General features: G+C 70.3%; 9 protein-coding genes. 5 read left to right on the forward strand and 4 right to left on the reverse strand.

Annotation, left to right across the window (positions count from 1 at the left end; all coding sequences use genetic code 11):
* The first annotated feature begins 181 nt into the window (after window positions 1-181).
* From E6C64_RS03115 to E6C64_RS03130, 4 genes are all read left to right on the forward strand, one after another.
* Window positions 182-3562: a DEAD/DEAH box helicase gene (locus E6C64_RS03115; protein WP_158437720.1), complete on the forward strand. Its 3381-nt coding sequence runs from the start codon at window positions 182-184 to the stop codon at window positions 3560-3562.
* 168 nt (window positions 3563-3730) lie between these two features.
* A complete protein-coding gene (locus tag E6C64_RS03120) occupies window positions 3731-7102 on the forward strand; it encodes a DEAD/DEAH box helicase (RefSeq protein ID WP_136426138.1) in 3372 nt (1123 codons plus the stop codon).
* A gap of 97 nt (window positions 7103-7199) precedes the next feature.
* Entirely contained in the window at window positions 7200-7625 is a 426-nt protein-coding gene (locus E6C64_RS03125) for a VOC family protein (RefSeq protein WP_136426139.1), read from the forward strand.
* Window positions 7626-7768: 143 nt separating this feature from the next.
* Complete coding sequence (locus E6C64_RS03130) at window positions 7769-8164, forward strand: hypothetical protein (RefSeq protein ID WP_136426140.1); 396 nt, start codon at window positions 7769-7771, stop codon at window positions 8162-8164.
* A gap of 93 nt (window positions 8165-8257) precedes the next feature.
* Here E6C64_RS03130 and E6C64_RS03135 read toward each other — a convergent pair whose 3' ends face one another.
* The 3 genes from E6C64_RS03135 to E6C64_RS03145 form a co-directional block, all read right to left on the reverse strand.
* Window positions 8258-9004, reverse strand: a complete 747-nt coding sequence (locus E6C64_RS03135) for a hypothetical protein (protein ID WP_136426141.1) — start codon at window positions 9002-9004, stop codon at window positions 8258-8260.
* A 257-nt stretch (window positions 9005-9261) separates the two neighbouring features.
* A complete protein-coding gene (locus tag E6C64_RS03140) occupies window positions 9262-9474 on the reverse strand; it encodes a hypothetical protein (protein ID WP_136426142.1) in 213 nt (70 codons plus the stop codon).
* 561 nt (window positions 9475-10035) lie between these two features.
* A complete protein-coding gene (locus E6C64_RS03145; RefSeq protein ID WP_136426143.1) occupies window positions 10036-11625 on the reverse strand; it encodes a Na+/H+ antiporter in 1590 nt (529 codons plus the stop codon).
* A gap of 161 nt (window positions 11626-11786) precedes the next feature.
* On the opposite strand from E6C64_RS03145, the gene E6C64_RS03150 reads away from it, so the two are divergent.
* Window positions 11787-12125 carry a hypothetical protein gene (locus tag E6C64_RS03150; RefSeq protein WP_136426144.1) on the forward strand — a complete coding sequence of 113 codons (339 nt, stop codon included), beginning with the start codon at window positions 11787-11789 and terminating at the stop codon, window positions 12123-12125.
* Window positions 12126-12138: 13 nt separating this feature from the next.
* On the opposite strand, the gene E6C64_RS03155 is transcribed toward E6C64_RS03150, so the two are convergent.
* Window positions 12139-13503 carry an AAA family ATPase gene (locus E6C64_RS03155; RefSeq protein WP_136426145.1) on the reverse strand — a complete coding sequence of 455 codons (1365 nt, stop codon included), beginning with the start codon at window positions 13501-13503 and terminating at the stop codon, window positions 12139-12141.
* Window positions 13504-13659: the final 156 nt, after the last annotated feature.

A 13659-nucleotide genomic window follows, 5' to 3' on the forward strand; every position in this document is an offset into this window, starting at 1 on the left:
TCGTTCTTCCAGTGCGATCATCGTCGACCGCATGACAAGGGTACGGCCGCAAATCGACTCGTGACCTGGGAATTCACCGACCGGGGCGCGTCGCTTGGGTGACCATTCCTCAGCTTCGGATCGGGTGAGGACCCGCTTCGCGACGCGCGGCGGGTGCTCCGCCCGCCTAGGCTGGAAGATCGTGTTCACCGATGCCGACATCCGCGCCCTCACGGGCAGTGGCGCGTTCGCGCGCGGCGAGACCTACGCCCGCGAGGGCCACTTCGACGACATCGAGTGGGAGGAGCCGCGGCGGCGCCTGCTCGGCCGCTCGAAGGGCTCGCACGGCAAGTTCTATCGGACCACCGTGAACTTCGAGGGCCGGTCCGATTCGCTGGTGCCCACGCGATCCACCTGCTCCTGCCCCCAGGGCTCGGGATGCAAGCACGTCGCCGGACTGCTGCTGACCTCGCGCCGGCTGGGCTACCCGCCCGAGACCCTCCCGGGAGCACTCGGTTCCGCCGCCACGAGCACGCCGTCGCAGATGCAGCAGATCTACGAGGCGGCCCAGGCACGGGCGGCCACCGTGTCGACCTGGCGCCGGCAGCTCGAGCCGCTGCTGGAGAAGACGGCCGCCCCGACCGCGCGCGGCGAGCTGGGGGTGCAGTTCGAGCTGCACTCCACCCTGGCCCGTGGCACCCGTCGAGCGTTCGTCAGCCTGCTGGCGCATGCGGTTCGGATGGGCGAGCGGGGTCTCTGGGTGCGCAGCAACATCAACTGGGCCGATCTGCAGAACGCCCACTCGTCGTACGTGCCCTGGCAGGTCGACGCCATGCTCGCCATCCGCCGCGCGCTGCAGAAGAACGAGCCGGGGTGGGGCAGCAGCAACCGCGCGCCGCTCGCCCTCGAGGACGTTCCCGCTCCCGGTCCATGGCAGGCGCTGCGAGCCGCCCGCGATGCCGGCGTGGTCTTCATCGCGAGCGACGCGGCGCAATCCCCGGTGCGACTCAGCGACGAGCTCGCCAAGATCGAGTTCGACGTCGCGACGACCTCGTCCGGGCTGGCCGCCCGCACCCGCATCACCCTCGCCGGCGACGAGCTCCGTCCGCGCCAGCTGGGACTCGTCGGCTTCCCGACCTCCGGCCTGTACACCTGGAACGGCGATGCCGCCACCCCGAGCGAAATCACGCTCGCGGCGTTCGAGCGCCCGCTCAGCAGCGCCGAGCGAGCGCTGACCGATCTCACGACCCCGGTCGAGATCCCCGCCGACGAGGTCGCCGAGTTCACCGACACCATCGGCACGCGGCTCTCCGAGACGATCGCCCTCACCTCCAGCGACGACACCTTCACCCTCCCCGAGCGGCGCCGTCCCCGCCTCGGCGTCACCGTCGAGCACCTGGTCGGCCTCAACGTGCGGGTCAGCTGGCACTGGATCTACGCGACGGACGCCGACGCGAACGGGGCTGTGGACCGCCAGCGCGTCTCGTTCGACGCCACGAGCGGACGAGACGGCCGCGCCGAGGCGAAGCTGTGGGGCGAGCTGCCCGGCGGCCTCGGCCGATGGCTGCCCAAGGGTCCGCTGGACGGCCCGGGATCGACCGCCTTCTACGCGGGCATGAGCGCGCTCAGCTTCGTCGCCGAGGCCCTCCCCGTGATCCGGACGATCGCCGAGGTCGAGGACATCGGCGAGCCGACCGACTACAAGGCGGCCGAGGCGCCGCCCGAGGTCACCTTCACGACGGTGGAGCGGCCGGACGACCGCGACTGGTTCGACCTCGAGATCACCGTGCTCGTCGACGGAGAGGAGATCCCGTTCGCCGAGGTCTTCCTCGCGCTCGACCGGGGCGACGACTACCTCGTGCTGCCGGGCGGCGTCTACGCGCCCCTCACCGGACCGCGTTTCGACCGGCTCCGCGAGCTGATCTCCGAGGCCAAGCGCCTGGACGACACCGGGGGAGAGGGCATCGCCCTCAACCGCTACCAGACCGCTCTCTGGGACGACCTCGCCGAGGTCGGCGTGCTCGGCGCTCAGGCCAAGGCCTGGCAGGACAGCGTGCGCGCCCTCTCGGGCGGCGAGCCTCCGACCGTGCCACTGCCCGCCGGCTTCACCGCCGAGCTGCGCGGCTATCAGCAGACCGGCTTCGACTGGCTCAGCTTCCTCTACGACGCGGGTCTCGGCGGCGTGCTCGCCGACGACATGGGACTCGGCAAGACGGTGCAGGCGCTCGCGATGATCTCCCACACCGCCGAGCTCGAGGCGGAGGACACCGCCGAGCGGGGCAGCCCGCCGCGGCCGTTCCTCGTCGTCGCGCCCACCAGCGTGCTGCCGAACTGGGTCAGCGAGGCGAAGCGCTTCGCACCCAACCTCACGGTCGCGATGATCGATGCGACCTCCGCGAAGAGCGGGGTGCCGCTCGCCACCCAGGTCGACGACGCCGACATCATCGTCACCTCCTACGCACTGGTCCGCCTCGACGAGGAGCAGTACGCCCAGCTGCCGTTGCGCGGAGTGCTCTTCGACGAGGCGCAGTTCCTCAAGAACCGGCGCTCGATCATCCACCGGGTGGCCCGCGAGCTGCGCGCTCCGGTCAAGTTCGCGCTGACCGGAACGCCGCTGGAGAACTCGCTGACCGACCTGTGGTCGATCCTCGCCGTCGTCGCCCCCGGGCTCTTCCCGAGCATCCCGACCTTCACCGAGCTCTACCTCGCGCCGATCGAGCGCGACAACGACCGCGGCCGACTGGCGCAGCTGCGCCGCAGGATCCGGCCCCTGATGCTGCGCCGCACCAAGGAGCACGTCGCATCCGAGCTCCCGCCGAAGCAGGAGCAGGTGCTCGAGCTCGAGCTCGGGCCCGAGCAGCGTCGGGTCTACGACACGATCCTCGCCCGCGAGCGCCGTCGAGTGCTCGGCCTGATGGACGAGTTCTCCCGCAACCGGATGCAGATCTTCCGCGCGCTCACCCTGCTGCGGCAGGCCGCGCTCGATGCCTCGCTGATCGATCAGGGCGGGAGCTCGGGCGGCCTCCACGAGCTCGACGACGAGGAGGGCGCGGCCCTCAACGCGGACATCCCGTCCGCCAAGCTCGACGTGCTCGAGGAGCTGCTGGCCGATGCCCTCGAGGAGGACCACCGTGTCCTGATCTTCAGTCAGTTCACCCGCTTCCTCGGCAAGGTCAAGGACCGCCTCGACGCCTCGGGCACCAAGTACGCGTACCTGGACGGGCGCACGCGCAAGCGCGGCGAGCAGATCGACCTGTTCCGCTCCGGCGAGGTGCCGGTCTTCCTGATCAGCCTCAAGGCGGGCGGCTTCGGCCTCAACCTCGCCGAGGCGGACTACTGCATCCTGCTCGACCCCTGGTGGAACCCGGCCGCCGAGGCCCAGGCCATCGACCGAGCGCATCGGATCGGGCAGACCAACACCGTGCACGTCTACCGCCTGGTCGCCGCCGACACGATCGAGCAGCGGATGATGGCCCTCAAGCAGTCGAAGGCCGAGCTGTTCAGCGCAGTCATGTCGGGCGAGGGCGACGCCGTGCCGACCCAGCTCACCGCCGACGACATCCGCAGCCTCCTCGACGAGTAGCGCCGCAGGAGTCCAGGCTGCACGGATCAGGGGATCCGAGCCCGATGGGGGCGTCCAGGGCCGAACATCAGCCTTCCTCGGGGGCAAACCCCTGATCCGCGCGACATCCCCTGATCCGTGCATTCGGGCGCGACCTCGAAGCAGCCCCGTCCTGACAGAATCGATCCGATGGACTTCGTGTTCTCGCAGCGCGACATCCTGGCGCTCACCTCATCCGCCGCGTTCTCCGCGGCCGTGCCATACGTGGCTCGCGACGCGGTCGACATCCAGGAGACGGGTCGGATCGACGAGACCGACTACCTGGTCGCCGAGGTGAGCCTGCCGACGGGCGAGCTGCGTACCGTGCAGCTCACGGTCCAGAGCGTGTACGGCCGGACCAACCTCGAGGCCGGCTGCACCTGCACCGCACCGAGCGCATGCGAGCACGTCGCGGCCGTCCTGCTCGCACTGGCCGCCCGCACGGTCCGCGTGCAGTCGGCGGATGGCGTGGCCGACCTCGCCCCGCCCACCGCACTGGCGCCGGCCATCGTCGAGGCGGCCCGGCACAGCAGCAGCGCCCCCGCCAAGCCGCCGCCCTGGGAGCGCGCGCTCGCCGCATCGCTCGGCACGGGCCGTCGCGACACCGAGAGCGCCGCGCTGCTGGTGGAGCTGCACGACGACAGCGGCAAGGGCGGCTGGTCGACGCCGCGGCCGCGCAAGACGGCCTATCTGGCAGCGCGGCCGGCGACCCGCGGGACGCGCGGCAGCTGGATCCGCAGCGCCGTCACCTGGTCGCGGCTCGACGACGCGCCCATCCACGCCGAGCAGCTCGACGTGCTCCGCGAGTTCGTCGCGCTGTATCGGGCGAGCACCGACGGGCAGGAGTACTCCCGCTACACCTGGTCGGCGTCGCCCGACTGGATGCCGCTCGACTCGCTGCCATCCCGCGGGCTCTGGTCGCTGATCGACGCCGTGCGGTCAGCGGGCATCCCCATCGTCCATTCGAGCAAGTCGCAACCGCTCGTCCGTTTCGACGACCGGACCGCCACTGCCCGGTTCGACATGACGCTCGCGCGCGGGCGGCTCAAGGTCGGCGCCGAGGTCGAGATCGACGGCGAGACGGTGCCGGGCGTCGTCGGGTTCCTGGGATCGCCCGCCGTGGGCGTGGCATGGATCGACGCGGGCACCGCGAGCGCCGACCTGGTCATCGCCCGCACCGACGTGCCGATCGCCTCGGCGGTGCGGGATGTCCTCGGCCGGCCCGAGCCGCTGAGCATCGCGGGCGCCCAGATCGAGCAGTTCGAGAACGACTACCTTCCGCGCCTGCAGCGCCTGGCACCGGTCCGGTCCTCGGATGCCAGCTACGTCCCGCCGCCGCCCGCCCGCCCCTCCCTGGCGCTCACCATCCAGCACGAGGGCCTGCAGATCAGCCTCGATTGGGCGTGGGCCTACGGCACGAGCCGACCGTTGCGCGATCGGGCCGTCGAGTCGGAGATCGCAGCGGCGGTGAGCTGGGCGATCGGCTTCGATCTGCCCCTCGTCGTCGGTCCGGATGCCGCAGGTACGGCGACGCTCGAGGAACCGGCGTCCGGTCCGCCGTTCCCGCCACGCGTCCTGCCGGGCGCCAACGCCGCCGTGTTCATGGCCGAGGTTCTGCCGCGCCTGCGCGAGGTGCCGGACCTGCGGATCGCCGAGAACGGCGACGCGATCGATTACCGCCTCGCCGCCGAGCAGCCCGTCGTCTCCATCCGGACCGACATCGACGGGATCGACGTCAGCGCGGATCCGGGCGACGAGGCGGGGCTCGGTCCGCGGGACTGGCTCGACCTCGATGTGAGCGTCACGGTCGAGGGGGAGAAGGTGCCGTTCGGCGCCCTGTTCGCGGCGCTCAGCATCGGCGACCCCGTCTTCCTGCTGCCGAGCGGCACCTACTTCCCGATCACCGGTCCCGAGTTCGACCGGCTGCGCGCGGTCATCGACGAGGCGAAGACGCTCAACGACCGGCCGCTGGAACGGCTGCGGGTCAGCAGGTACCAGGTCGACCTCTGGCAGGAGCTCGTCGAACTCGGCATCGTCGAGGCGCAGGCCGCCGAGTGGCAGGCGGCCGTCGCGCTGCTCGCGGACAGCGCGATGCTCGAGGCCGTCACGCCGCCGCCCACCTTCACCGCCGAGCTGCGGGAGTACCAGTCCAGCGGGCTCGCCTGGATGCACTTCCTGCGGACCAACGGCCTCGGCGGCGTGCTCGCCGATGACATGGGGCTCGGCAAAACGGTCCAGGCGCTCGCCATGATGGCGCTCGCGCACGAGGAGCAGGGCGAGGCGATGGCGCCGTTCCTCGTCGTGGCACCCACGAGCGTCGTCGGCAACTGGGTGAGCGAGGCCGAGCGCTTCGCTCCCGCGCTGCGGGCGGTCGCGATCACCGAGACGGGGAGCCGCCGACGCAGCACGCTCGCCGAGGCCACCGCCGGCGCGCAGATCGTGGTGACCAGCTACGCGCTGTTCCGGATCGAGTTCGAGGAGTATCGGCATCTGGCCTGGTCCGGGCTCCTGCTCGACGAGGCGCAGCTGATCAAGAACCACACCTCGCGCGGCTACCGCTGCGCCCGCCTGCTGGAGGTGCCGTTCAAGCTCGCCATCACCGGGACCCCGCTGGAGAACAATCTGCTCGAGCTGTGGTCGCTCGTCTCCCTGACCTGCCCTGGACTGCTCGGAGGCGCCACCCACTTCACCCAGTTCTACCGCCAGCCGATCGAGCGCGACCGGGAGCAGGGCAAGCTCGCCACGCTTCAGCGGCGGATCGCCCCCTTCCTGCTGCGCCGCACCAAGGACCAGGTGGCCGGCGACCTGCCTCCCAAGCAGGAGCAGGTGCTCGAGCTGGACCTGCATGCCGCGCATCGCCGGATCTACGACGTGCGGCTGCAGCGTGAGCGCCAGAAGGTGCTGGGCCTCGCCGCCGACTCGAACGAGAACCGCTTCCAGATCTTCCGGTCGCTGACCATGCTGCGCCAGCTCGCGCTGGACGCCTCCCTCGTCGACGAGACCGCGGTCGGAGTGCCGTCCGCCAAGCTCGACATGCTCCTCGAGCTGCTGGTCGAGGCTGCCGCGGAGGGGCACCGGGTGCTCGTTTTCAGCCAGTTCACCCGCTTTCTCGGCAAGGCGCGCGACCTCGCCGCGGAGGTCGGTCTCAGCTATGCCTACCTCGACGGCACCACCGCGCGCCGCGGCGAGCAGATCGACCGCTTCCGGGCGGGAGAGGCGTCGGTCTTCTTCGTCTCGCTGAAGGCAGGCGGCTTCGGCCTCAACCTCACCGAGGCCGACTACGTGATCCTGCTCGACCCGTGGTGGAACCCCGCGACCGAGGCGCAGGCCATCGACCGCACGCACCGGATCGGGCAGACGAAGTCGGTCATGGTCTACCGGCTCGTCACCCGTAACACCATCGAGCAGAAGGTGATGTCGCTTCAGGCGAGCAAGGCGCAGCTGTTCGCCGATGTGCTCGACGCGGAGGATGCGGAGGTCAGCACACTGAGCGCCGACGACCTGCGCGCTCTGCTCGACTGATCGGGGATAGGCACTCCTGCGGCGGAGGTCGATAATCGAGGCAGCACCGCCCGATCGGGCGATCCGGTACCCGACATCCACATCCGAGGAGCACCTCATGGTCAGCAATCTCAGCCCCTACCTCAACTTCCGGCAGGTCGCCGAGGAGGCCATGACCTTCTACCAGTCCGTCTTCGGCGGGGACCTCACCCTGAGCCGCTTCTCCGACTACGGCATGGAGGTGCCGCCCGAGGAGTCGAACCACATCATGCACTCGCAGCTGTCGACCCCGAACGGCTTCCTTCTGATGGGCTCGGACACCCCCTCGTACATGGAGCTGCCGGACAGCAGCAACGTGTCCATCTCGCTGAGCAGCGGTCCGGAGGGGGAGGAGGAGCTCACCGGCTACTGGAACGCCCTGCTGGAGGGCGGCACTCAGACGGTGCCGCTGGAGAAGGCGCCATGGGGCGACAGCTTCGGCATGCTGACGGACAGGTACGGCACGAAGTGGCTGGTCAACATCTCGGGTGCACCCGCCGCCTGAGCGAACCCCCGGTGCCTGAGCCGGGCGCGGAGCGACCGTGTGGAAGCCGCTCTGAGCCGCCTCGTGGACGTCGAAGATAACGATCCGGATTCGAACATACCGACGAATCTCGCGATGTCGGAGGCTCGTCCTAGTCTCCAGATATGACCCGCCGCCAGCCGCAGATGTCCAACGCTTCCCGCCAGTCCGCAGAGCGCGCCAGCACTCTCCAGACTCCCGCACGCCGGCATTTCCTGATTGAGGGCGAGCCCGCTCAGCTGCTGCTCTCGGCGGTGTTCGCGCTCCAGGTGAGCGCGAGCAGCGACGGCCGTCGGCGTCTCGCCGGCAAGGGCGATCCCGCGGCCATGGCGGCACTGCGCCGAGCGATGAGCCGCCTCGAAGCCCGGCTCGAGGCCTACGACTCCGCTCACGGCGGCTTCGCCCCTACCGAGGCGAGCTCGCGTCGCCGCATGTGCGAGGCGTTCGACATCGTGGCGAAGCGGGCCATGGACGCATACGGCATCGAACAGGCGCCGTGGGAGCTTCAGCTCGCCAGCTGACGCTCGGCCCCATAGAACACGCCTTCGCAGGTGAGGGCAGTTCGCCGTCGCAGCGTGCGTCCACGAGTCCTCACCGGGAACCGGTGGAAACGATCACCGGCGTTCGAGACGCTCGCGGAGCCGCTCCACCTCTGCGTCCGCTGACGCCACGTCTCGGTCGGCGGTGACACGCCTCCGGGCAGCGGCCAGTCGATCGCGCGTCGCCGTGTCCACCTCGTCCGTGGCGTCGTCGAGGCGGTCTCGGAGTTCCGTCAATCGGCGCTTGAGGTCCTCCACCTGATCAGCGAGGTCGGAGCGCTGCTGCTCGGCCTGCTCGGCCAAGTCCTCGGCCGCGGATTCGGCCCGGGCTGCTTCCTCTGCCGCCTTCGCGGCCGCCCGAGCGTTCTCCTCCGCCTCGGCAAGAGCCTTCTCGGCATCCTTCCGGCGTCGGCGGGCATCCAGGTCCTCGGGATCGCTCGAGGCCGTCCCCTTCGAGGTTCTGGATCCGCCTCTGGTCGAGGAACCGGAAGACGACCCGCGAGCCGGGGAGCGCGTTCCGGGTCCGCCCGCCACGGCGCCATCGAGATCGACGGCATCGAGGCCGTCCGTGCTCAGCGCCCGCACGAGCCGGCCCGTCCGCAGGGCGTCGGCCGCTGACGGATCGGCCAGCGCGGCGCCCAGCGTCTGCTCCACCTCGTCGCGCACGGAGGCGCTGACGCTGCGTCCCGCTTCCTCGGCGAGGGTGGTGCCGAGATCGGCAATGGCACCGACCAGCTGCCGACGCGCCGTCGACAGCTCTCGCAGCTTGGCCCGATCCGGTGCACTCTCCTGCGCGGTGCGCAGAGCCTCGCCGATGTCCACGAGCTGATCGATCTCGTCCGGATGAGCGCGGGCTATCGCGTTGGCGAGCCAGGCCGATGCGGATGGCTTCGGCAGAGCGGTGATCTCGTCGGCCAGCTTGCGATCACCGCCGCCGCGTGCCTCCTTGGCGCGCGCGTTCCGCTCGGACGTGAACCGGTCCGCGGCCAGCCCGTACAGCTCGTCGGCGATGGCGATCAGATCATCGCCGGAGGACCCGTCCTTCGGTGAATCGGTGCCGGAGAACCCGGTCGCCAGCGTCAGTCCTTGCTGAGCAGCGGGTCGGTCCCGACGGGCGTAGCGGTCCGATCGGCCCCGCGCAGGGCCTCGCTCGTCGTGTCGCTCTCCTCGGTGCCGTCAGAGTCTCCTTCGAGACCGCTCACGGTGCCGTTCGTCTGGTCGAAGGGCTGAGCGATCGCCTCGTCGCCACCATCACCATTGATGCTCCCGCTCTGCGGGCTGTTCTTGTCCATGACCGAACGCTACGCCGCAGGTCCCCGCAGTGGGGCGCGCATCCGGGAACATTCCAGACTGCGTCCAGGTTGCAGAGGACATGAACGCGCCCGTCATGAACTGCTACGCCTCGCTCGATGACGACATCCTCATCGACGGAGACCACTACGACCCGTCCTGGTTCGCCACCGACTGATCACCGGATCGCCCCGATCTCCCGGGGAATCCGACCTCTCAGGCATTGTTGGCATGTCTCATCGGCCAGTCATATGCACGGAGTCGAAAGTCATCCTCATCGGGCAGTGCCGAACGGACAGTGGTGAACGAACATCGCCGAACCGACACCGCCGACCTGAGATGAAGGAGAGACAGCAATGCCCCACACGAGCAGCCCGGCTGACACCGACCAGGTCGACATGATCGGCATCGACGCCTACGACCTGCCGGACCACCTCGAGTACGACCCGTCCTGGTTCGCCACGGACTGAGCCCGCGCTCGCACACCGGCCGACGGCCCTCCCGCTCTCTGGAGCGGGAGGGCCGTTTCGCGTTATCGACGGCGCGTTAGGGACAGCGCGGCGTCACTCCTCTTGGCGGATGGGACTCAGTCGGATCTCCTCGATGTCGACGTGCGCCTGGAGCCGTCGAAGCACGACATCGTCGATCTTCCCCTCGTCGCGGAGCCGGATGATCGCCTCGCGCTTGTGCGGGAACAGTGCGAGTCGCAGCTCGCCCTCGTGGTCGGTCGCCTCACGCTGGGCCACCCGCTCGGGGTCGTCGTCCTGGGCGCTGCGCACGTTCTCGAGCCGTTCCGCATACTCCCGCTGGAGTATCTCCCGCACCTCCTGGGGGATCCCGAGTCGTTCGGCCTCTCCGGGTATCGCCGCGGCCGCTGCCTCGATCCCGGCGAGCTGGGCGAGCCTCTCCTCCTCCTGCTCGGTGGGGTCGGTGGGCAGCTGCGCCCACCGGACGACCGCGGCGATGGTGGAGCCCTGCACGATGAGGGTCACGAGGATGACGCAGATCGTCGCGGCGATGATGAGGTCCCGGCCGGGGAACGGCGAGCCGTTCGCGGTCGTCTCGGGCAGCGCAAGGGCCGCGGCGAGCGAGACGGCTCCGCGGAACCCCGCCCAGGCACTCGGAAGACGCTGACGGGCGCTCACCCGCATGGTGCGCTGGATCGGTCGGCGGTCCAGCGCACGGATGACGTACGGGGTCGTATTGCTCCAGGCCAGCCGCACGACGATGACGGCGAGCGAGACGAGCAGCCCGAGCGCGATCGCGTTCTGCCAGTCGCCGTCGATGTCGGCGATGACCGCGAGCAGCTGGAAGCCGACCAGGACGAAGAGCGAGCCGTTGAGGATGTAGGTCGCCAGCCGCCAGAACGAGGTCGACTGAGACCGGGTCGCGGCCGAGACGATCCGCGGCCCGAAGCGGGACAGCGTCAGTCCTGCTGCGACGACGGCGACGACACCCGAGACGTCGAGCAGCTCGGCCGGCAGGTAGGCGAGGAAGGGCGTCAGCAGGCTGACGGTGTTCTCGAGCAGGCTGTTGCCGCGGACCAGCCGGCGCAGACCGATCGCCAGGGCGGCGACGGCGAGCCCGATGAGGATGCCGCCCGCGTAGGAGAGCAGGAAGCGCAGCGTGCCCTCGCCGAAGTCGATGTCGCGCTCCATCACCGCGGCGGCCACGGCCACACCGTAGACGGCGAGCGCGGTTCCGTCGTTGATCAGACTCTCGGTGCGCAGGATGGTGAGCGTGCGCCGCGGCATGTGCCGCACGACCGCGGCGACGGCGGTCGCATCGGTGGGCGCCACGACCGCTCCGAGGGCGATGGCCACGGACCACGGGAGTCCGAACGCATGGCCGATCAGGGCGACGACCCCCGCCGTGACGAGCACGAGCGGCACGGCGTTGAGGGTGATGACGCGCAGGTTGCGCCGGATCTCCCGTGCCGAGGTGTTGAGCGACTCCCAGTAGAGCAGCGCGGGGAGGAAGAGCAGCAGCACGAGGTCGGGCGGCAGCTCGACGTCGCCGAGCACGGGGATGAAGCCGAGGATCGCGCCGAGGCCGAGCAGGACGAGGGGGGCGCTGATCCGCAGCCTGCCCGCGAGCCAGCCGCCGAGCAGGATGATCGCGCCGATCAGCACGACGAGTTCGAGTCCGTTCATCTGGGGCCGCCTCCCGGCGTTCCGCGCTCCGAGCCCCTCATGCCCGCGGCTGCGAATGCGCCGGACCGAGCCTGACACAATCCTGCGAGGTCGGTGCGGCGGGTCCACCCGTCGATCACCCTCGCGGCGAGGGCGCGGCGCAGTTCATCTAGCCTGAACGGATGAGCGCACCGGGAGACGAGGGCTCCGGGGCGCCCGGGACGAATCCGCGCTCCGACGGGACCCCGCCCGTTGCGCGGCTCGAGGCGCCTGCGCCGCTCGACGTGCCGGGGCGGCGCTCCTCGTTCGTGCTCAGCCTCGTGGCCCTGCTGCTCTTCGCCTTCCCGCCGGTCTGCCTGATCCTCTCCGTCGCCGCCGGGATCCTCGCCGTCCGCACCCTCCGCCTGATGGAGAAGGGATCGAGTGGACGCTGGATGCCGATGAGCGCGATCGCGATCGCACTGGTCGGCGTCCTGTGGGGGGCGGGGGTCTCCCTCTTCCTCCTCCTCAACGCCGGTTGATCTCCGCGATCGCTCACACCTCGCGCTGACCGCCCAGCAGGCTGCGGGTGAGCGTCTCGCGGGCCGAGAGCAGTCCGTCGAGCGCCGCGTCGAGATCCGCATCCACGACGGGGCGATCCTCCTCGGCCGCGAGCAGCACGACGCGACGCATGAGCTCCTTGGCGAAGGACGCGGTCACCCCCTCCGCCCGGTCGGCGGCGGCCTCTACGACCGTGTCCGTCAGGCCGAGCCCGCGCGCGTAGAGCAGGAACAGCGCGCGCCGCGCCCTGACGTCCGGCAGGGCGACCTCGACGGCGAGGTCGACCCGGCCGGGGCGTTCGGCGAGGGCGGACTCGAGCAGGTCCACCCGGTTGGTCGTCATCAGGAAGGTGACGTCGGCGTCGCCGTCCAGCCCGTCGAGCGCGTCGAGGATCGCGAACAGCAGCGGCTGCGGACCGTACATCCCGCGCTCGGTGGCGATCAGGTCGACGTCTTCGAGCACCACCAGGGCGGGCGGCATCGCTCGTGCGAGCTCGGTGGCCTGGGCGATGTAGTGGATGCTCGGACCCGTCAGCAGGATGGCGGTCGTGCCGGGCGTCCGGGCGAGCAGGTGACGGACGGTGAGCGTCTTGCCCGTACCGGGAGGACCGTAGAGCAGCACACCGCGCTTCAGATGCTGACCCTGGGCGAGCATCCGCTCACGATTGGCGCCGATGTCCACCACGTGCCGGGTGATCGTGTCGAGCACGCCGGGCGCGAGGATCACCTGCTCAGCCGCGACAGAAGGGCGGGGCAGGAAGGTGATGCCGGCTGAGCCATGACCGTGCTGATTGCCGGTGAATGAGAGAACCTGGCCGCGCAGCACACTGCGCTCGCGCATGAGCCGTCGGATCTCGGCGAGCAGCGCCGCGGAGAGCTGCGGATCGGGGGCGAGGACCTCCAGGAGTGCCGCCTCGCGCCCGTACTCCGGCTTGGCGCCGCGCTGCAGCACGGCGACCGGCGACCCTCGGAAGGCGAACAGCCGGATGCCGAAGGCGATCACCGTTCTCGTCGAGTCGGGGCCGGTGTCGGCGGTCGCATAGTCGACCGGGCCGACGCCCGTGGCGATGAACGTCTCGCGCAGCAGTTCGGAGAACGGCTCGTTGGCGCGCTGAGCGGCGCCCGTCGCGCCGATGATCCGTCCCTCGGCGGCCAGCTCGTCGAGGGCGATGTCCGCGTCGACCAGCCGGTGCGACGCGATCGTCTCGGCGACCAGCGGGATGCTGTCGACCTCGATGCCGAGGTGCTCCTGCACCACCCGCCCCAACGGGGTGAGCCCGCCGGCGCTGCGCGGCGTGCTGTTGATCTGGTCGAGGAAGACCCGGAAGGTCTCGATGAAGTCGCGCTGCTGATCATCCATCGCCTCATCGTGTCACCCGCAAGTCCGGTCTGACGACCGGGGTGAGGGCACCCGCAGGATGGCGAGCGGGTGCCAGGGCACGTGCCGCGCGGGCAGGTGAGCCTGCCCCGATCGGCCTCCGGACGAAGGTCGCAGAGCGCGTTCCGAGCCAGTGGA

The sequence above is a fragment of the Naasia lichenicola genome (genome assembly GCF_004801885.1).
Lineage (GTDB): Bacteria > Actinomycetota > Actinomycetes > Actinomycetales > Microbacteriaceae > Naasia > Naasia lichenicola.